The organism is Sphingobacterium sp. Ag1, from assembly GCF_000988325.1.
Lineage (GTDB): Bacteria > Bacteroidota > Bacteroidia > Sphingobacteriales > Sphingobacteriaceae > Sphingobacterium.
This window is the reverse complement of the sequence record NZ_LBGU01000044.1, coordinates 756,126-782,445: the sequence shown is the minus strand read 5'-3', so window position 1 is coordinate 782,445 and position 26,320 is coordinate 756,126. Positions and strand designations below refer to the sequence as shown.

The 26,320-nt window shown below is 37.8% G+C and carries 30 protein-coding genes; 20 read left to right on the top strand and 10 right to left on the bottom strand.

Annotated elements, in window-relative coordinates; all coding sequences use genetic code 11:
• Positions 1–5 precede the first annotated feature (5 nt).
• Positions 6–464 carry a hypothetical protein gene (locus tag AAW12_RS24095; RefSeq protein WP_046676159.1) on the bottom strand — a complete coding sequence of 153 codons (459 nt, stop codon included), beginning with the start codon at positions 462–464 and terminating at the stop codon, positions 6–8.
• A gap of 516 nt (positions 465–980) precedes the next feature.
• Here AAW12_RS24095 and AAW12_RS24090 point away from each other — a divergent pair.
• Complete coding sequence (locus AAW12_RS24090; protein ID WP_197084162.1) at positions 981–1,367, top strand: helix-turn-helix domain-containing protein; 387 nt, start codon at positions 981–983, stop codon at positions 1,365–1,367.
• Between the two features lie 99 nt (positions 1,368–1,466).
• The gene (locus tag AAW12_RS24085; RefSeq protein WP_046676157.1) at positions 1,467–1,991 is read left to right on the top strand and encodes a hypothetical protein; all 525 of its coding nucleotides are present in this window, start codon (positions 1,467–1,469) and stop codon (positions 1,989–1,991) included.
• A gap of 176 nt (positions 1,992–2,167) precedes the next feature.
• On the opposite strand, the gene AAW12_RS24080 is transcribed toward AAW12_RS24085, so the two are convergent.
• The gene (locus AAW12_RS24080; protein ID WP_046676156.1) at positions 2,168–2,719 is read right to left on the bottom strand and encodes a TIR domain-containing protein; all 552 of its coding nucleotides are present in this window, start codon (positions 2,717–2,719) and stop codon (positions 2,168–2,170) included.
• Between the two features lie 16 nt (positions 2,720–2,735).
• Entirely contained in the window at positions 2,736–3,617 is an 882-nt protein-coding gene (locus AAW12_RS24075; RefSeq protein ID WP_046676442.1) for a macro domain-containing protein, read from the bottom strand.
• A gap of 636 nt (positions 3,618–4,253) precedes the next feature.
• Here AAW12_RS24075 and AAW12_RS24070 point away from each other — a divergent pair.
• The 14 genes from AAW12_RS24070 to AAW12_RS24005 all read left to right on the top strand — a co-directional run bounded on the left by AAW12_RS24070 (position 4,254) and on the right by AAW12_RS24005 (position 12,133).
• A complete protein-coding gene (locus AAW12_RS24070) occupies positions 4,254–4,649 on the top strand; it encodes a single-stranded DNA-binding protein (protein ID WP_046676155.1) in 396 nt (131 codons plus the stop codon).
• A 51-nt stretch (positions 4,650–4,700) separates the two neighbouring features.
• The gene (locus tag AAW12_RS24065; protein ID WP_046676154.1) at positions 4,701–5,774 is read left to right on the top strand and encodes a DUF932 domain-containing protein; all 1,074 of its coding nucleotides are present in this window, start codon (positions 4,701–4,703) and stop codon (positions 5,772–5,774) included.
• Positions 5,775–5,834: 60 nt separating this feature from the next.
• Positions 5,835–6,272, top strand: a complete 438-nt coding sequence (locus tag AAW12_RS24060; RefSeq protein WP_046676153.1) for a hypothetical protein — start codon at positions 5,835–5,837, stop codon at positions 6,270–6,272.
• Positions 6,247–6,660: a hypothetical protein gene (locus tag AAW12_RS24055; RefSeq protein WP_046676152.1), complete on the top strand. Its 414-nt coding sequence runs from the start codon at positions 6,247–6,249 to the stop codon at positions 6,658–6,660. The genes AAW12_RS24060 and AAW12_RS24055 overlap by 26 nt, the downstream gene beginning before the upstream one ends.
• A complete protein-coding gene (locus tag AAW12_RS24050) occupies positions 6,657–7,124 on the top strand; it encodes a hypothetical protein (RefSeq protein WP_046676151.1) in 468 nt (155 codons plus the stop codon). The genes AAW12_RS24055 and AAW12_RS24050 overlap by 4 nt, the downstream gene beginning before the upstream one ends.
• Positions 7,125–7,278: 154 nt before the next feature.
• On the top strand, positions 7,279–7,725 hold the full coding sequence (locus AAW12_RS24040; protein WP_046676150.1) for a hypothetical protein: 447 nt from the start codon (positions 7,279–7,281) through the stop codon (positions 7,723–7,725).
• A gap of 5 nt (positions 7,726–7,730) precedes the next feature.
• On the top strand, positions 7,731–8,087 hold the full coding sequence (locus AAW12_RS24035; RefSeq protein WP_046676149.1) for a hypothetical protein: 357 nt from the start codon (positions 7,731–7,733) through the stop codon (positions 8,085–8,087).
• Positions 8,088–8,281: 194 nt separating this feature from the next.
• Positions 8,282–8,650 carry a hypothetical protein gene (locus AAW12_RS24030; protein ID WP_046676148.1) on the top strand — a complete coding sequence of 123 codons (369 nt, stop codon included), beginning with the start codon at positions 8,282–8,284 and terminating at the stop codon, positions 8,648–8,650.
• The gene (locus AAW12_RS24025; RefSeq protein WP_046676147.1) at positions 8,637–9,191 is read left to right on the top strand and encodes a PRTRC system protein E; all 555 of its coding nucleotides are present in this window, start codon (positions 8,637–8,639) and stop codon (positions 9,189–9,191) included. The genes AAW12_RS24030 and AAW12_RS24025 overlap by 14 nt, the downstream gene beginning before the upstream one ends.
• An 11-nt stretch (positions 9,192–9,202) precedes the next feature.
• Positions 9,203–9,421 (top strand): PRTRC system protein C, encoded by a 219-nt coding sequence (locus AAW12_RS24020; protein ID WP_046676146.1) that lies wholly within the window; start codon positions 9,203–9,205, stop codon positions 9,419–9,421.
• Between the two features lie 23 nt (positions 9,422–9,444).
• On the top strand, positions 9,445–9,618 hold the full coding sequence (locus tag AAW12_RS26380; protein ID WP_156167759.1) for a hypothetical protein: 174 nt from the start codon (positions 9,445–9,447) through the stop codon (positions 9,616–9,618).
• A 188-nt stretch (positions 9,619–9,806) separates the two neighbouring features.
• The gene (locus AAW12_RS24015; protein WP_156167758.1) at positions 9,807–10,574 is read left to right on the top strand and encodes a hypothetical protein; all 768 of its coding nucleotides are present in this window, start codon (positions 9,807–9,809) and stop codon (positions 10,572–10,574) included.
• A gap of 39 nt (positions 10,575–10,613) precedes the next feature.
• On the top strand, positions 10,614–11,324 hold the full coding sequence (locus AAW12_RS24010; protein WP_046676144.1) for a PRTRC system protein B: 711 nt from the start codon (positions 10,614–10,616) through the stop codon (positions 11,322–11,324).
• A complete protein-coding gene (locus tag AAW12_RS24005) occupies positions 11,321–12,133 on the top strand; it encodes a PRTRC system ThiF family protein (RefSeq protein ID WP_046676143.1) in 813 nt (270 codons plus the stop codon). The genes AAW12_RS24010 and AAW12_RS24005 overlap by 4 nt, the downstream gene beginning before the upstream one ends.
• A 182-nt stretch (positions 12,134–12,315) precedes the next feature.
• Here AAW12_RS24005 and AAW12_RS24000 read toward each other — a convergent pair whose 3' ends face one another.
• Positions 12,316–13,002 (bottom strand): tetratricopeptide repeat protein, encoded by a 687-nt coding sequence (locus AAW12_RS24000; protein WP_046676142.1) that lies wholly within the window; start codon positions 13,000–13,002, stop codon positions 12,316–12,318.
• A 249-nt stretch (positions 13,003–13,251) separates the two neighbouring features.
• Positions 13,252–14,970 carry a helix-turn-helix domain-containing protein gene (locus tag AAW12_RS23995; protein WP_046676141.1) on the bottom strand — a complete coding sequence of 573 codons (1,719 nt, stop codon included), beginning with the start codon at positions 14,968–14,970 and terminating at the stop codon, positions 13,252–13,254.
• 382 nt (positions 14,971–15,352) lie between these two features.
• Here AAW12_RS23995 and AAW12_RS26375 point away from each other — a divergent pair, with 382 nt between their 5' ends.
• The 3 genes from AAW12_RS26375 to AAW12_RS23985 all read left to right on the top strand — a co-directional run bounded on the left by AAW12_RS26375 (position 15,353) and on the right by AAW12_RS23985 (position 16,581).
• The gene (locus AAW12_RS26375) at positions 15,353–15,601 is read left to right on the top strand and encodes a hypothetical protein (protein WP_156167757.1); all 249 of its coding nucleotides are present in this window, start codon (positions 15,353–15,355) and stop codon (positions 15,599–15,601) included.
• 175 nt (positions 15,602–15,776) lie between these two features.
• Positions 15,777–16,217, top strand: a complete 441-nt coding sequence (locus AAW12_RS23990) for a MauE/DoxX family redox-associated membrane protein (protein ID WP_046676140.1) — start codon at positions 15,777–15,779, stop codon at positions 16,215–16,217.
• Positions 16,218–16,314: 97 nt separating this feature from the next.
• Positions 16,315–16,581, top strand: a complete 267-nt coding sequence (locus AAW12_RS23985; RefSeq protein ID WP_046676139.1) for a hypothetical protein — start codon at positions 16,315–16,317, stop codon at positions 16,579–16,581.
• A 35-nt stretch (positions 16,582–16,616) separates the two neighbouring features.
• Here the strand turns inward: AAW12_RS23985 and AAW12_RS23980 are convergent, their stop codons facing one another.
• From AAW12_RS23980 to AAW12_RS23960, 5 genes are all read right to left on the bottom strand, one after another.
• Positions 16,617–18,056 carry a TlpA family protein disulfide reductase gene (locus AAW12_RS23980; RefSeq protein ID WP_197084161.1) on the bottom strand — a complete coding sequence of 480 codons (1,440 nt, stop codon included), beginning with the start codon at positions 18,054–18,056 and terminating at the stop codon, positions 16,617–16,619.
• 4 nt (positions 18,057–18,060) lie between these two features.
• A complete protein-coding gene (locus AAW12_RS23975) occupies positions 18,061–19,413 on the bottom strand; it encodes a RagB/SusD family nutrient uptake outer membrane protein (RefSeq protein WP_046676137.1) in 1,353 nt (450 codons plus the stop codon).
• A gap of 11 nt (positions 19,414–19,424) precedes the next feature.
• On the bottom strand, positions 19,425–22,967 hold the full coding sequence (locus AAW12_RS23970; protein WP_053003969.1) for a SusC/RagA family TonB-linked outer membrane protein: 3,543 nt from the start codon (positions 22,965–22,967) through the stop codon (positions 19,425–19,427).
• 115 nt (positions 22,968–23,082) lie between these two features.
• On the bottom strand, positions 23,083–24,243 hold the full coding sequence (locus tag AAW12_RS23965) for a FecR family protein (RefSeq protein WP_197084160.1): 1,161 nt from the start codon (positions 24,241–24,243) through the stop codon (positions 23,083–23,085).
• Between the two features lie 71 nt (positions 24,244–24,314).
• The gene (locus AAW12_RS23960; RefSeq protein WP_046676136.1) at positions 24,315–24,890 is read right to left on the bottom strand and encodes a sigma-70 family RNA polymerase sigma factor; all 576 of its coding nucleotides are present in this window, start codon (positions 24,888–24,890) and stop codon (positions 24,315–24,317) included.
• A 242-nt stretch (positions 24,891–25,132) separates the two neighbouring features.
• Between AAW12_RS23960 and AAW12_RS23955 the strand changes: the two genes are divergently transcribed.
• Positions 25,133–26,089 carry a hypothetical protein gene (locus AAW12_RS23955; protein WP_197084159.1) on the top strand — a complete coding sequence of 319 codons (957 nt, stop codon included), beginning with the start codon at positions 25,133–25,135 and terminating at the stop codon, positions 26,087–26,089.
• Positions 26,090–26,320: the final 231 nt, after the last annotated feature.

The window sequence follows — 26,320 nt, the reverse complement described above, 5'->3', positions numbered from 1 at the left end:
GCTACTTATCTTTTGGTGATGTTCTTGCTAAAAATTCTGCCGTCCTTTAAGGTAAAGCGCACTACATATACGCCCCATTCAAATCCGGTCATATTCATCTTCAGTGACCTATTTAGGCTGGGAATGTTCGCTTGTTGAAATTTCCAGTGGACGGTACTGTGCTGATATAAGGAAACTGACTCTATTAATCCATCTACTTCTTCGGTCCAATCGATCGTCAGGTAATCGTTGACGGGAACCGGATAGAGGCGTATCTGTTTCCAGAAAGCAGCCTCGTCGGAAATTGTCGACTCGGTAACTGATGCCGTTTTTGCAGTTGAATTCGGTGCGTTTTTTGCGCCCGCATCCGGACCGCGATATCGCTGATTGCCAGCCTCATCGTACTTGAAATAAATTTCTGTTGTCTGGGAGTACCCTATTATGCCAATCAATATGGACATCAGGGATAAAAATTTTCTTTTCATAGGTTCATAAAATTATTGTGTTAATAATAGAAATGTTTTTACTTCAACAATTCCTGCTGGGCATAGAAAGCCCCTGTGATGCATAGATTCAATGCATCCGTGTAATCTTTACGCATAGTGTATGTTTATTATTTAGGTTGTCTTTTCATCTTCTGCTTTTGGCAGTTATTTGTGTTAATATAGATTGGGGAGATCTATTCATTTCTGTGACAAATTTATCTGACGGGTACGCCAAAACTCGACGTGTTATAATTGGCCAGTAAATTTCGTATGGTCGAAATTAAATATTGTCAAATCGCAAACTTGTAGGGATTCCCCCATTTTTATATCCGTGTTTTTACGGTAAAAGACCTTAAAAGTGCCTTTTGAAAAAACGCGAATTCGTGAAGGTAAACTGAATTTGAAAAGATGACAATCATCTCAGTTATAAATTTTAAGAAAACAGTTATAAATTTCATAACCGCGGTTATAAATTATTTTTTAATATATTAGCGTTAAAATTAAAAAAACATGTCTATGATAGGAACCAAGCTTGCAAGATTACGTAAGCAAAAGGGGCTTTCACAAGATGAAATAGCAGCACTACTCAACGTTTCCCAACCCGCATATCACAAGTGGGAATCAGGCTTATCCAAACCAACAAACGATAATATCCTTAAAATCTGTGAAGTTTTTGAAATAGACGTTGACGAACTTCTACATGATGAAACCTCCACTTTCACGGGTAATACCATAAGTGATTCAACGGTATTGAACTCTTCCAACTCTGTTATTTCCAATATTAATATGTATTCTCCTGAATTAATGGGTCAGCTCTTGAAGAATCAGGAGCAGATCACCCAGATACTTTTAACACAGAATAAATTGATAGAGACAATGATGCAGAATATCCATAAATCTTAAATAATTGTAGCGAATATGAACAGAAGCCCTTCAGAAATGAAAGGCTTCTTTTTTGTATCATGGCAAATCCATTATATTTAAACCGAAATTTGATGAACCATGAAGCTTAATAAAAGATCCCTAAAAATTGTAATTCTTTCGGTTATAGGATTATTATTCCTTCCTGTAAAACTGTTTATTTTAAAAAATGATCTTAAACCGATCAGCGGAGTAATAACGGAAGTCAAAAAATCTTCAACAAGAGTAGCTTACTATAAGTTTAAACTTGCTGGCGATTCATCTTTATATTATAATTCAGGAAGAGGCTTGCTATCCAATTTCAAAAATGACAAAGAAACCTTATATAATCGTAAAGATAAGGTGATCAATTTCTATATAAATAAAAAAGACCTTTCTGCTATTAATAAAGGAAGAGAGATAAAATACATGGGCCTTAACAATCAAAATCTATGGATAGACCTGTACTATCATTCAGTTTCCGCTCTTTGGAATGTTGTATTTGGGATGCTATGTATTGTGATGATGGCATTAAATACCTATGCCGTGTATACCTATAAGCACAAGTTATTTGAAAAATTCATCATTCTATATTTACTCCTTGGTATAGCTATGTTTGCGTTATAAAAAATCACTTTCCACCAATACCAGACAAGATCGAAAATAATATAACCGCTGAAAAACCGACAATCTCATTTTATGGCGCAGTCAGAATTTTCAGCGGCTCATTATATTTTACTTACTACTAACGCTTTACTTTTAATAATCCCGTATCTTTCAATTTACCTTGAAACAGTTCTTAATCAAATCATTCCAAAGTTTTTATAGGCTTGCTCGGAATATACTCCCTTACCATAACCATTAGGCTTAAAATTAAATGTAAAACGAAGAGCATCCTTCAAAGCATTTTTATTGAAGGGAATATGAATAGCAGAAGCAGTTCTGTCCGCAATCCTAGTGCGCAGTGCTGCAGGAAGTTTTGACAGAAGCGGGGTACAATCATAAATCGGCGTACTAACATCCACATATGTAATTATTAAAGGTATTTTGCAGGTATCAACAGCGTATTCAATCTCAAAGGGAACCCAATCGTCGTCATTCTTTGTAGTTTCACCAATTATAAGTATCATATTCTTACTATTATTAAGTCGTTCTTTTAAACTTCGTCTTAAGGTTTCTTTAGAGCTGGTGTCTCTGACAGCGCCAGTTTTATCATGACTGTTTACAATTGTGAAGTCATCACTTGTTCTACCCGACCAGGCCTTAATAATATTATAATATCTTATATCCGAATCAAGAGGATAATTTGTTCCATTTGCATGGAACGCTACATAAGTTCCGTTTCTATACGCCATAATAATCAGTTTTTTTCTAAGGTAAATAATGTTTTAAAAGATCACGAACCTCAAAAAGGTTTACTCCAAATTCTTCCGCGTCACTGGGATGTACAACAATGATCAGCTTTTTGCTAAAAACAGTATGTTCACTTGCTTGTGTGAATGATTGTGCTAAACGAGCTATTACCCGTTTTCTATGGGTCTTCACCCTTCCACGACCTGTGCCGACCAGAGGTAAAACAATTGGGTCATTTTCGCCTTTCGCAATTATAAAATCCCAAAGTCCGTCCAAGGAAGTAAGCACTTCCTGCAATGTTGAACCTGCTGTATTATCATAATTTAGATTTGACATAGCTAACCAATAAAAGGTCTCTCCCATAATATCCATTCTTACCGTAGTACCAAGTGGGTACTTCTTGTCCTTACCTGCCCTTTTTTGATATACAACGAAATTTAAACCTACAAGTCCATTATCAATGAGGTTATCCAGCGCCTGCATATTCTGCTGAAAATATCTTTTCGTAAATTGGCCCTGCAAACTTCCTTGTGCGATAATACCCGTTTGAATATCTGTATCAAATGTGGTATTCGTACTTATGACCTTTTGACCCTTCTCGTTAAAAATATCTCCGATCTTAACAACTATTACCTGGTCTCTTCCCGCAACTTTGTAAGTTATACTGGTAATAGGCCTTCTTGTAATGATCACAATAATCAAGGATATCCCCACTAGGATAAGAAATGTGTAAGATGGAAGCTTATTCTGGTCTAAAAGTTTGAAAAAAGATATCATTTCAAAAATTGTCCAAAACGCTCCAAGAACCGCAAGAAACATTTTTAAGGAATCGTATGTCCACAATGCATACTCCCAATAAGACTTAGTCTTGATAGACTGCCATGTATAACTTAAATTCATAATAATACTATAGGTCAATAGTTTTCTTTCACAGCAATATAGTGATTTCTTATCAATTAACATCAACTTTATATCATTGCCGTAGCTGAATAAAATTTCAATTCAAGACCTTTCATAACTAACATCGTCGGCATATTTTTATTTTGACATTATTAATTACCTCGTATTTCCAAAGCAAACGCCAAAGCACATTTATTTTCACTACTTATTGCCGGTACCATAAAAGAGCTTTCGGCTCCCCTAACATAGCACATTGAAAGCTGTTCCCACTGCTTATTCCGACACCTACCATCTTCCAATTCCCTATGAACTATACTGCTCTATGACCTGGTAGTTTTTAGGGTATAAAAATTATTGAAATCAGTTTTTGTCAAAAGAACAGTCGAAAAAGACATTCAAAGGTACATCGGGCATCCAACCCACATCCCGCAAAAGACTACGGCATAAACACATGCCATCGCACATACCCATCCTTTATTCCGTTTCCTTTTGCCTTCTGCAATTGCCCAATGTCCTGATTGACTTTCTTTTTTTTCCTGTTTTTTCTTTTGAAAAAAATGATTGGGGCGGAGCCTCGGCAGGACTTACAGGAAAGCGAACGTAACAAGATTGTATAACAACTCAAAAACAAAAGTTATGAACATTTCAGGAAGGCTGACCTCACAAGCAACAGTCAGCAAAACAACATCGGGTAAGGAAGTGGTAAACTTCACAGTGGCCGTGAGTGACGGCTACAAGAACAAACAGGGGCAATGGATAGACAACACCGAATTTGTCGATTGTGCCTATTGGAAAAACACCGTTGTCGCATCATGGCTCAAACAGGGTCTATTTGTGGAACTTTCAGGGCAGATCAGCGCAAGGGCGTGGACAGGTAAGGACGGGCTGATAAAGGCAGGGCTAAATTTCAATACCTCCTCCATTAAACCAGTTTGGGGAACAGCATCACCAACCGAATCCGTACAGGATAGCAAGCAACAGGAAACTACCAATACTGCCAAAGAGGAAGAAAAAGACGACCTACCATTCTAGGCAGAACAGCGTACGAACTTAAATCATTTCAACATTTAATCAATAAAAATCATGGCACATAATTTAAATTACAACAATAGAACGGGCAGGTATTCCTTTTTCAGTGTGAAGGAAAAGGCATGGCATGGACTTGGGCAGGTCGTTCAGGACTACCCCACTAGTGCCGAGGCAATCAGACACGCAGGGCTCGACTATGAAGTGGAAAAAAGCCCACTCTACACCAAAGGTTCGGGAATCGTTAAAATTGCAGATGGTATCGTTTTACAGGATACCGAAATCGAAGTTCCTAACTATTTTGCCAATATCCGCACGGATAACAATACTGTATTGGGAGTAGTTGGCAAAGACTATCACATTGTTCAGAATAAAGATGCCTTTACTTTCTTCGATTCCATAGTAAGGGGTGGTAGTGGCATACTATACGAGACTGCGGGGGCTCTCGGTCAGGGCGAACGCATTTTTATTACCGCCAAACTACCCAACTACATCCGTATAGGTGGCTCGGATGATGTCATTGAAAAATACATCTTTCTAACTACCTCCCATGACGGAAGCGGAAGTATAACGGCAGCCTTCACCCCTATCCGTATAGTTTGTCAGAACACCCTTAACGCATCCCTGCGAAACATGAGCAATGTAGTTCGCATCAAACACACAGCAGGGGCTAAACAGCGACTGAATGACGCTCATAAAGTGATGGGCTTGGCTAACACCATGACCACACAAATGGACGGGATTTTCAACAAGTGGGCTACCATCAAAGTAAAGGACAGCGAAGTCAGAAAGCTGATACAACTTGCCTTGTGCCCGAATAAAGAATCCTACAATCTACTAAAAAAAGGTGCGGAAGAGGAACTTTCCACAATGTTCAAGAACACGGTTGACGATGCCTTTGCCTACGCTATGATAAACGACACACAGCAGTTAGAGACAACCAAAGGGACATTATTCGGGGCTTACAATGCGGTAACCGGATATTTTCAGAATGTCAGAAACTACAAGGATAGCGAAGCCAAATTACAGAGCATCGTACTTGGTGGCACTGCGCAATTGAAATCGCAGAAGGCTTTCGAGCTATGCACCTCTTATGAAAAAATCGGAGCAGATATATTTCAATTGAATTAAACAAACCTTAAAAGGTGGCAGGATTCTCAAAAAACTGCCACCCATTAAAAACAGACGATTATGAAAGCATTAAACGAATTGACCAACACCGAAAGTGCATACCAAATGGCAAGGCTGTTCCCGAACGAACTAAAGGCTTTGACAGAATTCATAAAATCTGAAATAACACATTTTCGAAAACAGGAAGAACCTATAAGGAAGGCTTGGGCTAAGGAAAGTATTGCTACAGCGGATTATTGGTATATGCTCATCCGCAATGCAGAGGAAATTTTGACGGATTTCAATATACAATTGTATCGCAGTCCACGAATATTTGCAGACCAGTTTTTCTACTCGCACAATTCAGTTTTTGCCATACACTGCCTAATTCGGTATGCAGGTTCAGGCAAAGCATCATACCAAATGCGCTTGGCAATAGAACTCTTTTTCGGAGAGGAAGAAGTTAAAGAAATGGAATTTAATAGTAAAGAAGATGAAAACACTAAATCAAATGAATAACCTCGACAGGGCTTATCTAATCGCCAACCTTTTTCCCGATGAACTGAAAAACCTGACGGATTTCATCAAAAAAGAAGCAGATTTCTTTCAGGACAACAGGGAACAGATTTTTAAAAACTGGTCGGAAAAGCATATTACCGCTGAATTATGGTACAATCTGATAGCTTTTTTTGAGCGGAGATACGAAAAGAACCGTACAAGGTTATACAGAAATAAAAAGACTTTTAGAGATCAGTTATTTGACGGTTACGATGCCCTGTTCGCCATTCACTGCTTAATAAAATATGCAGACGAACAAAATTGCAGTTCCGAATTAAAACAGGCAATACACCTGCTATTTGGAAATAGGAAATTATTAACACTAACCTTAAATGAAATTAAGCCATGAAACTATCCGACACACCAACAAAGCATTTCATAATTGAAGCAAATACATATAGTGAATTTGACTGCTGTGATTATGCCATTGTCCACATTTCCGATGAATGGATAACGACTCAGAAAAACAGAATTGCATCTTTAAAAACAGATTTCCCCTGTCGGGAATATACTTACGAGACTTTTGAAGATTTCTCCGTGAATTTCCACATGGATGACTGCGAAATCATAACCAATACACTGGATTTACTTGAAGATAAAAAATATTCATTTATAGAATTGGAAACTGAGGAATTGCAACTTCTATCCGCTCCCCAAGAACAGCTGGCTTCTAAAAAACTGATACTGTACAAAAGCTTCGAAGGTCATTATGTTGCAAACGGAATGGAAACAGGCGAAGAATTCTGGACAGCAGAATTCCCTTTGAAGGAAATAATTGACCTGATTTTAAACAACTTAAATGTAAAACCATGACACGTTCAACCTTACATATCAGATTATCACACGGAGAGCAGATTATCTGTGTTGCCAACCTTACAACTACTGCTGAGCAGAGTAACATTGTAGAGAAGGTCTTTAAGCCATTGCTAAACTTCAATACTCCCGACATACCATTAAACCATGAGCCATGAAAAAATCAGATAAAGTTACTGAGATCATGCTCGTGAAAGCATTCAGTCCACTTGGTAGGAAAAATCATGAAGTAGCCATCATCCCCCTTACGGGGGACTGGCTAAAAAAGTCACTTGAAACCACTGAACTTCTTGAAGTGCTGAATTTAGATTCCGATTCAGGATATGTTTCAAGGAAAGACCACGGAGCATCATTTCTTACGTGCAGAAGCAACAAAGTGCCATTTTATGAGCAGTGGTTCGGTGAGAACGACATGGCTTTCTTGGATGCACAAACCGAGGAAATTGAACATCTATGCAAACACTTTGAATGCATCCAAAGTGAGAATCTAGTTGTCTGTCCAAATGGACTTGCAAATTACGAAACACGAAAGGGAATCAACCTAATTACAGTTGACTTTGACATCAGGTTGATACAGGAAATTTTAACGTCAAAAAATTAAATGACATGACACGTTCAAACTTACATATCACGCTATCGGATGGAAAGCGGATGATCTGCGTTGCCGATAGTACAAGTGCGCCTGAGCAGGGCTACATTGTAGAAGAGGTTTTTACGCCTTTGCTAAACTTCAACAACACTGACCAAGAGCTTGCTTTTCTAAAAATTCATTGTACAATGGACGAAAGACGGGTGAATGCGGATTACCGCTATTACATCAACCTCATTACAAAAGAGGTCATGATGTTTGAAGAGCATTTTAACTACTCCGCGGAAAAATTCAGAAAGGGCAAAAATATAACAGAACGCTATACAAACTACGTGGAGAAGTTAAATAACCAAGATAATGAAAAATCAAATTGATACAGAACTCCAAGCCGTAGATATCATTGCCGAAATGGTGATGAAGTTCGGACAGCTTCACGTCCTAATACTCGGGAAGAAGACTGGAAACAACTGCACAAAGTAAGGCAATGCCTTGAAAAAGTATTCCATAACAATGGCTACCGCCTGAACTATAACGGAAATTAAAAAAAACACCTCATAAAACTTTAAAAATGGAAACACTGGCAAAATATAAGTTCGCAGACTGGCTATATAACAGGTTTGTCGAAAACTATAAAAATCAGAACGTCGTGGAAGCCTTCATTTTCTACGATATTCTCTCCCATTATCAAATATTCGCAATGGAAGTTCGCAAAATGTCCGATCAACGAAGGCATATCAAAGAACTGTACAGAGATATCAATAAGGCTCTGAAAAACGGAACCGCTCATAAGCTCTTTCTCACAGGCGAGGAAGGTACAGCAGAATTTCAAAGGGAAATGAAAGCCTATGAAAACCATCTACGGGAACAGGGCTTTTCAGAATCCTACATAACTGATCGTGTAAGCGATAAAGCAATGAACTATTATGGAAACAGCTAATTTTTTCAGACAAATTGCACAGATGGACATCAACAGCAAATTGACGCTATCCATTACAAAAGCAACAGAAAACAGGATACTCGTATCTATCTTGATCGAGAACGACAGTTGCGGAGACAAGGCTAAAAACGTTATTCCTCCCTTTAACTTGAAAGGAAGTCCCGAAGAACTTGACAATGGTTTTTTTGAACATATCAAAAAACCCGTTCAGAGGGCAGATGAACTGATTTCAAATATGGAGAACTTTCTTAAAGGGTTGGAAACGGCTAAGGCTAATTCTGCAATGGAAAAACAAAAGTCAGAACAAGAAAAAGGAAAGTCCAAAAAATACAGCGAAGCAATGATAAAAGCGGACACCCTTGCAACAGCAGGTAAATATAAAGAAGCTTGGACAGTACTCCCAAAAGTTGCTGATTATCCCGACCACAAGGACGAAATCAGAAAGAAACAGGACCTCTACGAAAAACAATTTGCGCCCGATCTCTGGTCAACTTCTGAACAGAAATCAGAGCAAGTCGAACAACAGGAACATAACCCATAAAAATCAATAATATGTTAGTAGCAACAGAACTTCAACGAGTATTTATACTCAAAGAAAAAGAACAGGAAATCAGGCTTGACGACCCTGAGCCAAAATGGAATCTTCAGGCAGTTTTAAACTTTTACTCCAACAACTACCCTTCCCTAACAACGGCGAAGATTTCACACCCCACGATTATTAATGATGAAATCGTTTACAGGTTTGAAACTGTAATAGGAACGAAAGGCTAATAAAAAAAACAATAAAATGAATTATGCAAAGAACATATCCGGACACAATAAAACTACAAGAAAAACCACGGGTAGTAGAACTGTACACCAAGTTGGGCGAATTTGCAAGCTGGATGAAGCGTCCCAAAGATGCGCAAGAAATTCAAAAGGACACACGAAAGTCCCTTCCCCCAACGATGTTGCCAATGCCTTTTTAAAGGCAAACTTTCTGCCAAGATTGGCAGAAACAGAAACTATACAGTCTTCTGATAAATCAAAAATGGAAAAGGACTTTTATAAATCTCTTTCCGAAGTTGAGGAAAAATACAACATATCTTTACAGGACTGTAAAGAAATACCTTTCCCTTATAACATTTCTATTTCCTTATCGCAACTCAGAAAAAGGATGAAAAAGTGTACCGACGATTGGCGGGAACTACGGTTAATTTACGACCGCGATAGCACTTACTTCGCGCAGGAAGACAGATATGATACAGGAATGACGTTGTACTATATCCCTGTGATTCCGTTGTATACACTATTGAATAAACGACAAACTTCACAAGTTGGTAAGCTTTTATTATCTGTCTATGCTTATTGCTATCAAGTTTTAAAAATAGAATATTATCGAAACGAAAATTGCTATCTCAATTGGAACTATGATCGTATACAGGATTGGATGGAATCTGATGGTGAAACAGAAATTTTGGAAGAACTTAAAAAAGCTAAAAAAATCGGGGACATAATGAAACCGAAATTATGCGACCCTGACAACCTTGCTACTTTTGAAACACGTTTGACAAACTATCTTCCAACCGATGATTTTGGCGAAAATTGTCTACAAATCGCAACTCGATTTTTTAATCTCTTTATAAGTCATCCGAATACTGCCATCGATGTCAAATATTATCCATTAGCATCTAGGGAAGTATTGGAATATGAAAGTTATAATGTGACATTGGATAACTACCTGTCGTTTTCAGCTGACGTAAATGGACATCTCCACGAGACGTTGTTTACGATGGTCAATGATGACCTTCAGGAATATGGTGAAATTGATGAACCTACCCGATTTATTCCAATTGATGGCAGGGACATTCCTGATAATAATTTTGAGTTTGAGCGTGAAGTTTTCAGCAGTATCAATGAGTTGATCGCACTCATGGACTTTTAATGGAAAAAAATTATAAACAATCTTACAAACACTTGAATCATGGAGGATATTACAAACAGCTTCGAAAAGTACTTTTATCCATCTTGTGCATTGGTATTTTACCAATCAGAAAAAGGATATAATGATACTTACATCGAGTACAACGACATAGATAGGAATGGAAGTCCTATTAATGCACACCCATTAACCCTTTTAGAAGCGAAAAAACTTGCAGAATCGTTGTATACGGACGAAGAAAAGGGCAGATTGTTAAAATCCGACGGACTATTACCAAGTAACATCCTATCCTTTGATGCACAAAAAGCAAAAATAATCTGGTTTACGAAAGCACAGAAACGTCAGCTTTACTTCAGTGAAAACTTGGGAATTGTTTCGGGGCGAGCCTATGTGCCTGCGATGATCTGGAAAGCAGACAGAGAAGCACTTTCTGTTTTTGCTCTTTCATCGGACAGAAGACCAACCACAAACTCAGGAATATACCATGCCCCATTTTTTAATATCTATCAAAGTGGAAACGTGTGTTTAGGAACAGTGGACATTCAACTCAGAGAAATAAATACCGTAACGGCATTCACCAATTTGTGGGAGTCCTATTTCTTTAATAGTTATTTTACCCATCTTATGAGTGGGCATAATCCTGTTGATGGTAATTGTGTAGTGTTATGGAACGACTTGGTCGATTCCGATAAAGAATTCCCATGTGATAAATTAATAAAAACTAATCAAAAGCTTAAAGACATACTGCTATGAGAACGCCAAAACAAACAGTCCATTTTTTGGACAGCAATCTTTTAAGCCCCACAAATCCTATCCGTGTCAACGTAATCGGTGCAGGTGGCACGGGTTCAAAAATGATAACCTGCTTAATGGAAATTAATCACAGCCTGATTGCGTTGGGCTATGCGGGTCTGCAGGTTCATCTTTGGGATAATGATGTGGTAACCGAAGCTAATCGGGGTCGTCAGCGATTTGCTGAATCCGAAAAAGGTCTGCAAAAAGTGGTAGCAATCATTAATAGGATAAACCGTTGGGATGGTCTTCGGTGGAAGGCTGAATCAGCAAAATTCCAAAGAAATCAAAATGGTGTTATACCTGCAAATGCAAGCGCCGCAATTTACATATCTTGTACTGATACCGTTTCTTCAAGATTTGAGATTTCAGAAATTATTAATTCTCTCGGGACATTTCACGATTATCGGCAAGATCAACCAAAATATTGGCTTGACTTTGGAAATAGCCGATTTACGGGACAAGTCCTTTTATCGACCATTAAAAAAATTGAACAGCCCAAATCAAAGAAATTTAAAACAACCGATATGTTGCCATCAATAATCGAGGAATATGGGAAATTGATGGTCAACTCGGAAGCTAAAGATGATACCCCGAGTTGTTCCCTCGAAGAATCTCTTCAAAAACAGGATTTATTCATTAATTCTACACTCGCACAGATGGGAGCTTCCCTACTTTGGAATCTTCTAGTTAGTGGCATGACCGAATATCGGGGGTTCTTTCTGAACCTTAAAGATTTTAGATCTCAACCCATAACCGTTGGCAATTGAAAAAATTGCCGGCGGCCAAAAGCCTATGGCTTTTGGCGCAAAAATCGGCTACAACGGCTGGCACTTTCCTACTTCCACCACCAGCTCAGCCGTTGCGGATTATCTGTGGGATACATGGTATCCCAATTCGCTTCGCGTATAAATCTTATGGAGATAACTTTGCATTTTTATTTTGCGGGTCTTTAAACATGTTCAAGTCTAAGCTGATAATATGCTGACATTTTATGGTTGTCAACAGCTTTATATAATGAAATTATTTTGACGTAAGCCGTACTGAGGTCGCCCTTAGGGTTTTCATTGATCCAGTTTTCTAAAATCGGAATTGCTGTCATTTGACGTCCCATTTGTTCCAACACGCTCACTCTTTCCAAAATAAGAAATATATCCTTTGGATGGATCTGCAACAGTTGATCGAGACACTCTCCATACTTATGAATAATACCTGATAAACGATATAGTGCTGTTGCACAATTCAACAGAATTTGGTTATTCGGAAATTTTTTTAATCCATCTTCTACAAAGTCAAGGACCGAAGACCTATTTTTCCTATCCCACGATGGATCTTTTTGAAGCATCATTAAATAGATTGAGCCTTTTTTCATATAGAACAATTCGATATCATCTTCCACCAAATATTTGATAGCATCTTCACAGCAACTTATCGCCTGCTCGTAAGCCGAAAAGCCGATCTCTGAAATCGTAATGGGATCAAGAAGCATCTTTATGAAATCAGTATAATAACTCTTTTCCTGAGGATAGTGATCCAGTATTTTGTGATAAGTTATCAATGCATTTTCGATCTCTCCCCTACGTAGATATTGCGCTGCCAACTGTTTCATGTGGCTCACTTCGCGCTCGTTTCTTTCCATGATATGTGTTTTTTTCTAGGTTATCAGCTGGATGTATCATTAGTATTATCCATTCAGCATCAAGAAATATAGTGCATTGAAAAATCACCACAAAATGATTTGCCCACTTTTTCAAAAAGTGTCGCATTTCTACTATATAAGGATGTCGCAATTAGTTCAAAAGGCAATATGAAGTTAATAGAAGCTAATTATCCATCATCGAGGTAATTTCCCTATCTATTTTCATATCCTTCGTTAGAAGTCTCCTCTTCATGATGCAGCAGCACTCACTTCACTTCGACGCTTATCAACATATTGGGTAAAGTTGATGCCATTAATCGTGCGGAAAACTTTGGAAAAATTTGTCCGCGAAGATATTCCACATTCCTCCGCGAGACTTGCACTGCTATATTGTAGATATTTTGGATCAGTATTTAGTTTTTCTGTAATGTATGCAATACGCAGTTCACAAAGGTAAAGGTGAAAGTTTGCACCTCTATGCTCCTGGATAATTTCAGAAAGATAATTCTGATTCACACCAAATCTTTTGGCAAGTGATTTAAGTCTAACCGTCTTATCAAGAAATTCCTTTTTAGATTCGAATTCTTCAAGTTTGGAAAGTATATCATCAACAATATTTCCGCCAATACCCGTTCTCTTGTAGGTTCGCATACGAAAGACCCCTTCCTCCGATGTATTCAAAGTACCTCCAGCCAGTTTAATTCCTAGTATACTATTTAGTCCTCTAACGCTCTTCCTCGATTTGATCCGCAACATCAAATAGAACGAGCAAAATATAATCAAAAAGAAACCGATCATATAAGCACCAATTTTGATCCACGAACTTTGCTGCAATTGGCGTTGTTTCTGCAATAACTTATCAGCATCATATTCCTTATGAATTTTGGCGGATAGATAAACAAAATCCTTTTCCAGAACATTATCTACCTTAAGAAGCTGAGTGGTATAGTATAGAGTTTTGGCATTATTGCCACGATTACCGTAATAATTTATAAGATCCTCATAGATATGTCGGACTTCGGGCAGAACAAATGAATGCTTCACAAAAATAGAATCTATCTTTTCAAAGTATTTTATCGCGTCCTCCGTATTTCCCAGTGCCCATTTACATCTACCGAGGTAAGAATAGGATACTGTTAACCATGCGAAATCGTTGATCTCACTAAGCCTTTGGGTGGAACTTAGTAGAGCAGCAGTCGCACCGGTGTAATCTCTATTGCGAAATTTACGGATTCCCTCTTCTTTGAGGAAATAGCTATGTTCCTGCTTATGGTCGGGATTTTTCCAAGTTCTGGCAAGACCAAGAGCAACCAGTGAATCCGCTTTTTTGAAATTGCCCAATTTACGGTAGCAGACTGCCATTTGATGAATTGTGTTCAGGTAGCCCCTCTGGTTGCCGAACATCACATTAGGATGCAGGTTCTTTTGGGTCTCACCTTCAAAAAATTCCCTTGCCTCCTCAAAATCATTTAGGGCTTCGCCATAATAACCGATGTAACTTTTAACAACACCGATGTGATAATTTATCTTATTTCTATAGTATGGATCTTTGTTTCTTTTGTTTTTTTCAAATGCCTTCAAATACTCATTTAATGCAAGCTTATATTTTCTAAGGTAGAAATAGTACACCACTCCTTTGCTTAAATAGGCACTGCTGATCAAGCTATCGTTCTTCTTAGCTTTAGCAACATAAATAGCACTATCAGCATATTTTAATTTAATCTCGGGATCGCCTGAATAATACCGGGCATCTGTATATCCGAGAAATAGTTGCTGTTGATTTTTTTCAAGTTTAGCTTTTCTGATAAGCTTTTCAACAAGAGGAAGTGCAGCCGAATCATTTTCCGCCAAATTTTCATATTGCCTCTGAATGAGGTAAAAATCACTAAGCTTTTCCTCCTGCGCAAATAGGAATTCGCACAGAACTAGAAGTAGGATAATTAAAAAATGCTTTTTTAGGCAACTCATGGCTATGTATTACCATAAAATTAAGAAAATTTCCCATATAGCACGCCGAAAGAGACCCATCTTAAGGAAAATCCTTTTTTACAAATATAAACCCTGAATTTCAACCATTTAACGAAAATCGCATCAAAGCAGAAGGTGTGAATTTGATTTCTAATACATGTGAATGCCATCTAATACACCTTAAAAAAGCAGCAATTTCAAAAATTTTCCACAAAAATATTAGGTGACTTTTTTTCAATTATTTACATCAACCGCAACTTGCTTTTCTGCGGTGTGGATGTGATTACTGATACCACAAGTCTTTTTTTCCGATCTGAAAGACTGATAATTTGGCTCCAGAATTCAACTACGTCTCGGCCGAGATAATCTAAAAAATTTTACAATGAAAAAAACAACGGTTATCTCAATATCGGTAATCCTCTTCACCCTTTGTGCACTGCAATCGTGCAGACAGGATGAGATGGACATAGCGCCAGAAACAAGCAGTCTGGCAGAAAAAGAAAATCAGCAGAATCTCTATTTAAAAACAGAGACAGACAGTCTGCAAACGTCATCGGATTTACAGTTTGATGGTGATGGAAATGAGATCAAAGATCCCCCTCCAAAGGACAAGGACCAATGGAGACATTAAACTGTGAAAATATTTGCGGACAGTGTGCATTTGGATTCTGATACAACAAGTTCTTGCATCTGACCTAGAGGCAGTTCTACATTTGGTGAAATAGAAATTTTGAAAACAGATTTACATCTGCTCCAAAAAGGATCATCTCTTCAAAAATTTATTACAAAAACAAGAAAGCCACATTATGAAAACTAAGACCTTCATTTCGGAACTGATCATTTTCCTTCTCATTATCCTATGGGCGTATACGTTCGCCAGTAAGATCTTTGATTTCGACACATTTGATCGGCAGATAAAAGGAGCATATCTATTGTCAAGAGCTGGCTCTGTACTACCTTATCTATTACAGGCGGTACACCTCGTGATTGTGGTATTGCTAGTCAATAAAAAATGGAGATGGCTGGGATTGTTTTCTTCCCTCAGTGTTCTTACTCTTTATACTGCGTATCTGATTTATATTTTAAAATTTGCGCCGACCATACCATGCTCCTGTATCGCCGTGATGAAAGGGATGAACTGGAGCGAGCAATTGAGTTTTAATTTTATTGCCCTGGCAATCAACATTATTGGTCTGATCACTTTTTTTACGCTAAAGCGTGCCCCACACGGTGTTCAGACCACTTAAACCAAACTAATAACCAAACAGGGGTAGCCGAAAACCTGAACCAAGAGTAGGCAAAAAACTAAAGTTTAGCTTTTTGATCTATAAAAGCATCAACATCATGAAAAATTTGAGACTAACCTTAGGGGTTGCAGCTATTGCAATCGGAAGTTTCGCAGCATTTTCTTTTGCTCCAGTAAATAGCAATGCAAAAGTGGCTTTACAAGAATTTTACGTGAATCCTGACGGTTCACGAGGACCACAGGTGACAGGTGAAAATCTTTGCCCAGATGATAATCCTAATATTCTGTGTTCACAAGAATACAATACAACGACTAATCTACCAACAGGAAATGCCAGCAAGATGCATTATGGTGAAATAGAATAAAAAAGGCTGTCCAAAAGGACAGCTTTTTTTATTTTTTACAATAGATTATTAATAAATGCTATAAATTCATTCTTTCTTGATCTAGGTTCGGGAGGTATAGGAGCTATATTTCCCTGTTTATCTACAACTATCAATCTAGGATATGCATAAATATTTAGATATTTCATCATAGGATGTTCTCTGCTTTTACCATCCGTATATAATTGCAACGAATTTGAACTTGAATATTTTCCAATTCCCTCTAACCACAAGTCTCTCTTGTCAATACCAATTGAAATAAATTGGACATTTTGGCCCTTTATTTCATTTTCTATTTGTTCAAGTACAGGAACCATCAATTTGCATCCTCCACATCCGTTATACCAAAAATCTATTACAAGTACTTTCCCTTTGAAATCAGTTAAATTGTGTAACTTTCCCATTGAATCTGGCAGAGTAAAATTATAAAATGGTTTTCCAACACTAAGTCTTCCTTCCATATCATTATATAATTTAACTACAGTATTATAATTAGGATTATTAAAATCAGACTCATTGCAATAGTATTGATAAAGCTTTACAGTCGTCGAATCAAAACCACTTCTTATAGAGGCTATTAAATGTCTCGACAATAAATAGTCTCTAATTTCTGGATACTTTTTTAGTCGCTTCACCAAAATTTCTGCATATCGAATCCTATTCTTTTTTTCAAAATTATCAGCACCCACTTTGACGGGGTTTTTAAACTCACTTAAAATCAAATACGAACCGATGGTACCACCATACCGCACTACATCTTTCTTATAAAATACATCCATCCGTTTCTTACGTATGATATATTTATCAAATAAAAATCTAAGTGAATCGCTTTCACTCCTTTTACTTGATCTCATAAGGGCCGTCATAACACTTGCATATATTTGAGCCTTAATTAGATCTTTAATATAAAGATCAACAGTGTTATCTTCTTTTAAGGTCGAATTAACCACACTTAATTTTTTATCTGTTGATTCATACTTATAACTTATACTCTGCTTCGCATAATCAGGATCTTTGGCATAAAACGTAAGGCACCTACCAATTGCTTTTTTATATAAATCTATTTTCTTGCTCCCTTTCCCACTGACGTTAACTTTCATTATTCCCCAACCAAAAAAGCCAGCTTCTTTTATGGCAGGAACATCGAAGGTGAGGTTATCATTGGGCTCAATTAAAACATAATAATCGCCCGGCATAGTTACATATTTGTTATTTACCCTTAGACACATAAAGCTCGGATGTTTTATATCAAACGAAAATTGACATTTTCCATTGTTGATAAGAGCCGTATCTGCAAAATATTGTAAACCTAAATTTAACATCGGATCAGTTATGCCAATAGTCACCTGGAGCACTGTTGTGTCTATCTGAGGCATATTAACAGATATTCTTGTGTTACCTTTTGCTATGCAAAGGCAATACAAAATGGACAGAAGGGGTAATAATATTTTTTTCATGTAATTAATCATTTTGTGCAATACCATTAAAATTGATAACAAATTGAGGGATCGGTAAGATATACCTTGGATCACCCGCAGGCAAAGAATATATTTGATCACCAATTTTCCGGGTTAGTGTTTTCGCATATCTAGGATCGCGATTTAATCTTTTGAGGTCCTGCCAACGCAGGCATCTTGTGAGCAGTTCTTTTCTCCGTTCATTTAATATAATATCTAATGTTACATCAGCGGTTCCTCCATTGTAAGGTACGAACTTGCCAGTTTTGAATCTTTTTATTAGTAAGGTATTCAATTGATCAATTGCACCATTTATATCACCAAGTCGCAACCTAGATTCAGCACCAATTAACATAACTTCGGGTGTTGAAGTTCCTGAAAACATTGCAGGTCTGTAATGTCCTTTAAAACTAAATCTCCCATCCGCTTCCTTTTTAAAAAAAAGTACTTTTCGCAGATCATTCCCCTGATAGCTGTTATACAAGTCCTGATTTATCCTGCCAACTGTCGCATAGTTTACGGACATGCGCGGACTTAATGGAATATGCATCTCTTTACTCTGAATACTCAGAGGACGGCTTCCTGCAGGATTTACTGTATTATAATCCTCGACGTAATTATGGTATTTGAGACTTGAATCTGAAGCATCTTTAGCTTTCTGAAATTCGTCCATATACAGATACGTCCTAGCCAATAGTGCGTAGGCTCCTCCTTTTGCTATATGCGTTTGTGAAATCTTTTCAACTGGCAAAGTCTCCGAAGCAATTATAAGGTCTTCTACAATTCTTTGATAGGTCTCCCCTAAAGTAGACCTATAAATTTGTTCTCCAATATCATCAGTCAATTTCAAAGGAATACCTAAATCAGTTTTAGAATTATCTTCATCATAATATTTACAAAAAGTCATTGCTAAATTTAGAAATTGTCTTGATCGATGGTACAGCGCAGTCCCCCTTAGACGATCATATAACAGCTCATTATTGGCTGTACGGTCAATTTTTTTTAGTGCCGTAAGTACTACATTACATATCTGTACCTGACTATACGCTACATTCCACTCATTTTGAATGCCTGCTAATTCTTCATAAACAGTAACGTTCCAAGTCGCTAAATTGCGTTGGAAGGCAAGCGGTAAAGCATTGAATTGATCAACTGTATAATCCGCTTCGTCAGACGACATTTCTGTAGAACCACGACCATCCTGTTCAAAAGTTGAAATATTTAATAAAAGATCAAGGTCATTAAGGGTGGTGGGAACGATAAGTTTTACATTTTGCTTCTCTTCCAACCATTCTTTAGAACATGCGTTCAATAGAATGAATGCTATTCCGATAGCAATAAAATATATTCTTTTCATAGCTTTACTATTTAAAGTGCACAATTAAGACCAACTGAAAAATTACGGGTGGGCTTAAAGTTTGGATAATCTGGATCTAAATAGTCAACCTTGGTTGATTTCCACAAGATCCCGAGGTTGTTCGCCTGAAAAAAGACTTTTAAGCTCTTAATCCCTATCTTCTTTATCATACTTGTTTTAAAATCGTAAGAAATTACAACGTCCTGCAATCGGATATGGTCTCCTCTTTCCACCAAGGCCTTGGAATTTCTATAGTATTGGTCAGCAAGACTATTCGCCGGATATAGCAGCGCAGGAACATTTGTTGATAATTCATCTCCAGGATTCTGCCATCTGTTATAATAATCACCATGCCCATAATAGTTATTGAACAACCCAGAATAGGAAATACTATTCCTTCTAAAATAGTAGCCGAATCGATATGTGATATTGAAAGAAAGTTCAACTCCATTGTAATTGAATGTATTTCTCAGCGCTCCGAAGTGTGTCGGCAGTGCAGTACCATGGTAAACAAGATTATTCTCAGGATCTTGACCTAAATATTGCGTTATTTGAGAATATTCAGTGGAAGGCTGGTTCTCCAAATACCCCCTTGATTGACCAGTTATTGGATCTAAACCAGCCCAAGGATAAGAGTAAATACCAAATAATGCTCTCCCCACAACCGGTGAATATGCCGATGCATTTCGGTAGATGCTGTTATCGGAAATAAAATTGGCCAAGGTTGTCGCCTTTTGATATTTTGTTACTTTATCCTTTGCAATTGAGAAAAGCATAACGGTTTTCCAGATAAAATTTTTGGATCGTAGATTGATTGAATTGATTTCTACATCCAAACCTCTTCCATTCATGTCCGCAAGGTTTCCTCTGTATGATGTAAACCCTGTGGTAGGATCAATTGGACCGTTACCGATCAAGTCCGTACCTTTTCTGCTAAAATACTCCACACTTCCGGAAATACGACTATTTTGTGTTTCGAAATCTACTCCTATATTCCATAATCCGTTTTTTTCCCATCTTAAATTTTTATTGGGTGGGTTAAGTAAATAGGCGGCGGGCATTTGATTGACACTATTAGTTGTTAACATAGCAGTTGTGTATGCAGTAATTGTCCGGTCCACATTACCACTATAACCAAAAGTAGACCTCAAGCTTAAATTTGGAAGCCATAAAATCTTGTAAAATTTTTCCTTGCTGACATTCCATTTACCACCAATTGACCAAAGAGGAACTGATTTCTGGTTCGTTTCCACACCAAATAAATTTGACTGATCAATTCGTGCACTTGCTGAAAAAACGTAGCGAAGGTCATAGTTATATGCACCATTGAAATAAAAGGACCGCATTCTATCCAAGGTTTCAGAAAAATCATTGGTATTAACAATTGAAGCTTGGCCGCCATTTCCATATAAGTTAAATTGAGTAAGGTAATCAACTGCGACACTTGACCCAACACTAGGATCAAAACCATACAAGCCACTCGATATACCTGTTGCTTTTGATTGCCTTACCTCAAACCCTGCTATTGCATTAAATTGATTTTTGTTCCACTTATGGTCATAGTTTAGCTGAAATCTTCCATTTAAAGCATTAAGTTCTGTATTTGTATTATCTAACTTCCCTCCTAAAGGAATGTTTCTAATTAATATTCCATTATCGACAGAGGTATAGAGATTTATTAAATTTCTCATATAGTAACTCTGTTGATCATAATAATTTCGAGAACTACCAATTTGACTTTCGTACTGGAATCTTGCTTCAGCGGATAAAGAAGAAATGATATTGTATTTTAAAGCTGTATTAACTCTAATTTCGGAATGTTTTGCCTTATTGTCTTGAAAGTTCAATTCATCCAGTGGAACAAAATCCCAGTTTAATAGTCCTTCCGAAAGTGCTTTTTGCTTTAAGGAAGTACTAAAGTCCTTTATTACAGATGTAGGGTCACCATTGTCTGCAACCAGTCTCGCATAAGGATACATCAATTGCTGACCCATATTGGTTAGCATTGACGCAACGTTAGAGTATGATTGATTATTTTGATTGTACGAAAGTCCAGCCGAGATCTCCAGTTTCTGGTTTGGACGGAAAAGCTGGTTGCTGTTTAAACTTATTCTATTAAAATCACTCCTCTTTTCTGAATTTTGGTTTTTGTCGAATCCTGCTGAAAAGTAATAAGTATACTTGTTGGTTCCTCCATTAAAATTTAGAGCATATTGTTGTTTCACGCTAGGTCTGTATAGGTATCTGCTTATGTCTTTCCGCAAATCATATTCTCGGAGTGAATTAATCTGATCTGTTGCCTCCCGTTCAGTCAGTTTTCCATTTTTTTGGTCATTTAAAATACTGACAACAGGTGAGTAGGGACTATTGCTAGCGGTATTGCCTATGACATCATCGTAAAACCCCTTTTCAAAAAGCATCTTTTCAATATCAATAAAGTCCGTTGGTTTGATCTGTGGGATATAATTCAGATCAGGCTTCTGACCTATGGTGAGGTTGGAGGTAAAACCTATGCTCATCGGCTGGTCTGCTCGTCCTTTTTTAGTTTTTATGACGATCACACCATTACCAGCACGGACTCCCCAAATCGAAGCTGCGGCCGCATCTTTTAAAATATCAATATCCTCAATATCGTTCGGATTTATATTGTTGATATCACCTTCGTACGGAAAATTGTCAACAACAATAAGTGGCTGGTCATTACCAAAGATCGTAGCCTGTCCCCTGATCGTTAACTTCGGCGAACCTGAACGCTCATCAAATAAAATTGAAGGTGCTATCCCTTTCAGCCTGCTGATCACGTCAGTTGAAACCTGCCTATTGAATGTCGCATTGTCCACTTTGGAAAATGAACCCGTAGCCCTCTCCTTTGGGATCGACTGATAACCACTGGCGACAACACTGACCTCCTCTATCCTATTGGAATTGGTTGTCAGTACGATCTGTTCGGCATTCTTTGCGGCTACCTCAGTTTGACTAAAGCCTAAGTAAGAAATTTGCAATTCAGATTGAGCATATACGTCGGGAAGCTCAAAAGATCCTGTATTGTCCGAAGTGGTAATAAAATTGGTGCCCTTAACTTGGATCGTAGCTCCTGCCAGTGGGTTGCCTTTTTCATCGACTACCTTACCTTTTATCGTCTCCTTTTTTTTTGAACTGGGCGTATTTTTTTCGTTTGCTGCTTTCCTTGCTTTTAAAATAATGACACCTTCAGCAATTTCATAAGAGATCGGCTGGTTTGCAAACATTTTACTGAGGACCTCAGTAATGCTCGCATTTTTTAGATTCAATGTTATCGGATTTGCCTTATTTAACAGTTCGTCATTGTAGGCGAAATCATACTTGGTAGTTTTCCGGATTTCAGAAATCGCTTTGGATAAAGGCGCTTTCTGCAAGGTCAGATTGATCTGCTGTGCCTTTATTAGGGTACTACTAGCAAGTAGCATAAAGAATAATGTACTCTTTATACCACTGCGCAATAGCTTTCTCCTGTCGGAAAATAGTTCCAACCGCGGAAGGATACTTTCCTTGTTGGAAAAATCATGTTTTTTCATAGATTTGTGTAGGGTTAAATTAAGTTTTCGTTGCTGGAAACTCTAGTGTATAGACCCGATCGCCGGAGTGCGCGAACACTCCGGCATTCTTTCAGGCCAACATATGAAACAGTAATTACTTATTGTCTATTATATCAATCCTCCTTCCTGTAACTTTAAAGTTTAAATCTGTGATCTGTTCCAGTGTATACAGAACAGTAGATAATTTCTTTTCCCTGCTTATTGTAGCATGTACCTTGATATTTGGTACTTTCTTATAATCAACATCGATGTCATACCAGCGTTCAAGCTGCTTCAACACCTCTTTCAAAGGTGTAGCTGCAAACTGGAACTCGTTTGAAGTCCATGCTGTATATACTTCGGTATCCACATCTTCAACAGAGCAAATAGAAGATAGAGAATACAGTTTTCCTTGTTGTCCCGGTTTCAAAAGGACAGGTGTAGGATTTTGAGAATTGGTAAGTTCAACACTTCCACTGACGAGCGTAGTTGAAATTGCGGTTTCATTCTCGTAGGAATTGATGTTGAATTTCGTACCCAGGACTTTTAGCCTTTGCCCCCTTGAAGTAACAATAAAAGGCTTTTTGGCATTATGGGTAACTTCAAAATAACCCTCTCCTTCCAGTTCAACTTCTCTTTTATTTCCAGTGAAGCGGGTTGGATATTTTAGCGTGGATTCTGCGTTCAGCCAGACCTGCGTTCCATCAGGAAGTACTGTCTTATACTGTCCCTTTCTTGGTGTACTCAGCGTTGCGTATTGCATTTTACTGTCGGATATCGATCTTCCGTCAAGGTAGATCTGCCCATCCTTATCCATTGTCAAAGTTTTACATTCAAGTGCAATTCTGCTACCATCACCCAAGCTCAAAGTAGCCTGATCTTTTCCGGGATCAATGTCTGCCGAAGTGGTTATGATATTCTCTCGGGTGTTATCCTTCTTATGCTTGTACATTAGTAATGGAATTGACAAGAACAAAAGCACCGCAGCAGCAGAAACCCAGTAGCGAAGCTTCTTGACGGATTTTTTACGATCGAGTTTTGCATGTAATTTTTTGAGCCTGTCTTCGGTCGTAGACTGTGCCGAGTCGAAATCTACTAGATTCTTTGCCAACTGCTCGTTGTCAAGAAGTTCCTGAAAAACTTTTTTGTTGTACTCGTTTTTATTCGTCCAAATTTTTACCGTACTGAGTTCGAGCGGAGTCAGCTGCTCACCCCGCACATATCTTGTGAGAAGGGGTATGATAAATTGTTCCTCAAAAATCCGTTGGTTTTCCATTGGTTCCATTTATTATAGAAACCGGAAAGGATGTGGCTTTGTCCAAAAGAATTTGAAAAAAAATGAAAATTTTAGAGATAAAGTAACAAAAGCGCGATTCCTGCACCAGAGAGGCGTTTTTTTAAGATCGAAATAGCTCTGGCTTTCTGGCTGCCAACCGTGCTCACACTGATCGAAAGTTCCTCAGCAACTTCCTTTGCTGTTTTCCCTTCCATCAGCCGCTCCATAATAATCCGGCATTGCTCCGGCAACAGTTCAAGAGCCTGGTACAATTCCCGATGAACCTCAGAAAGTACGATCTGACTCAAAATATTGTTTTCGTCGGATTCATTAAAAGTTGAGGTATAGCCATCAAACCTTTTCTGGCGAACCTTCTCCTTTTCAATTGCCTTAAAACAGGAATTTTTTGTCGAGATATATAGAAATGCCTTGATGCTGTTGAGCGATTCAAAGGAGTCTCTTTTTTCGTGGAGTTTCACGAAAATATCAAGCACAATCTCCTGTGGATCTATCTGATCGAAACTGACAAGAAGCCTATTTGCAAAAAAAATTAATGCGGAATGATATAACCTGAAAATCCGGTCAAAAGCCAATCGATCACCGCTCTGAAAGTCTATGAGCAGTGCCCTTTCTTCGATCGTACGCATGGATGTCATAATAGGGCAATTGGTAATGTAGAAGCAAAGTTAGATTTTTTTTCCTGCATTAAAAAAATCTAATTTGATGTAGTGTCCCAATTAAGTGCTAAAGTATTGTAAAGCATATTTAAAGGACTTAAATCATTTCCTAGTTTTAATTATTTACGTTAAATTACCAGTATTATTCTTTTATAGAGCCGATGATCGAAACGCAGATAAACATTTCAGTAAACAGAAAAACAGACATAGAAGTGATAAAGGATATATTGATCCGAAATAAGATAGATTCTCCAATCTATATTGCAGAATATGGAGAACATTTCGGTATCGATTTCACAAGTACTTATGAACAGTGGGAACTTGACAAGCATATATGCCAGTCATTTCCCGGCTATGATCTGTCATCGGAGCTACCCCGTGGAAGAAAAGAAATACGGTTAGAAATTTCCAGACATCAGTCTGATCTGTGTACAACAGATTGGGGATATCCGATTGAAAATCCCTTGAATGAAACTAAGTACCTCGTTAAAAAGTCAGTTGAAAAACCCGACGAAGCTCCCGTTAAATTTAATCCAGAAATTAGGGTACTTTTTGGTTCTGAAGAACAAACTTATCACATCAACATTATTCCGGGCATCAATAACGCCACTCAGGAAAAGGGGTTTTTGCTGCTTAATGAGTTTAAGGTTGAAGCCGATCCTGAGATTGTTGATTTCTTTCCGGATAAATTATATAAATCAAAGCTTGATGCATTCCATAGCGGAAGGGATAAAATAGAAGAAACCGTTGACAAAGATTACGGGCAGTACCTTGCAATAAAGAAGAAAGAGAAACAGCAAAGAGAAAAAATTCCCAGAAAAATAATTCGGGAATTCGTAAAAAACTGTAATAGTAGCAATTATGACGCCATTATAAAAGATTTATCGCAGGTGATCAATTTCGAGATCAGGGTCAACCGCCGGCAAAAATTTGCCACCTCAGGACTTGCTGACTTTAAAAATTATATCGAAGCATCCTATCAGGAACTATGCAAAAGGGATTTCAAGATTAAATCCACTTGGTCATTTCATGAGCAGGATGTAAGAATTATCCTAGACACATTTACTCCCCCCGAAGAAACGGACGATGCACCAAAGAACAATTATAGAATCTTCCTGAATTTTAGGCTGGAAGAAAATAAAATAGCGCAGATAATTTTAGAACGATGATTATTCAAATCTGACAGCGTTCTTGATAGTGCTATAGGAAAGGATAAACGGATCAAAGTGTTGAGGAACGACTTGATCCGCTTATCCTTTTTTTTTGGCCTCTTTCCAAAAAGTGGAACCTAATATTCCCTCCAATAACTGTCTGTCACATTTAAATCGGAAAAAGCGCTGACTTAAACGTTAATTTGTCCTCCCCTGTTCAGCCCCTGAGATTTGGACCAAAAACCGTCC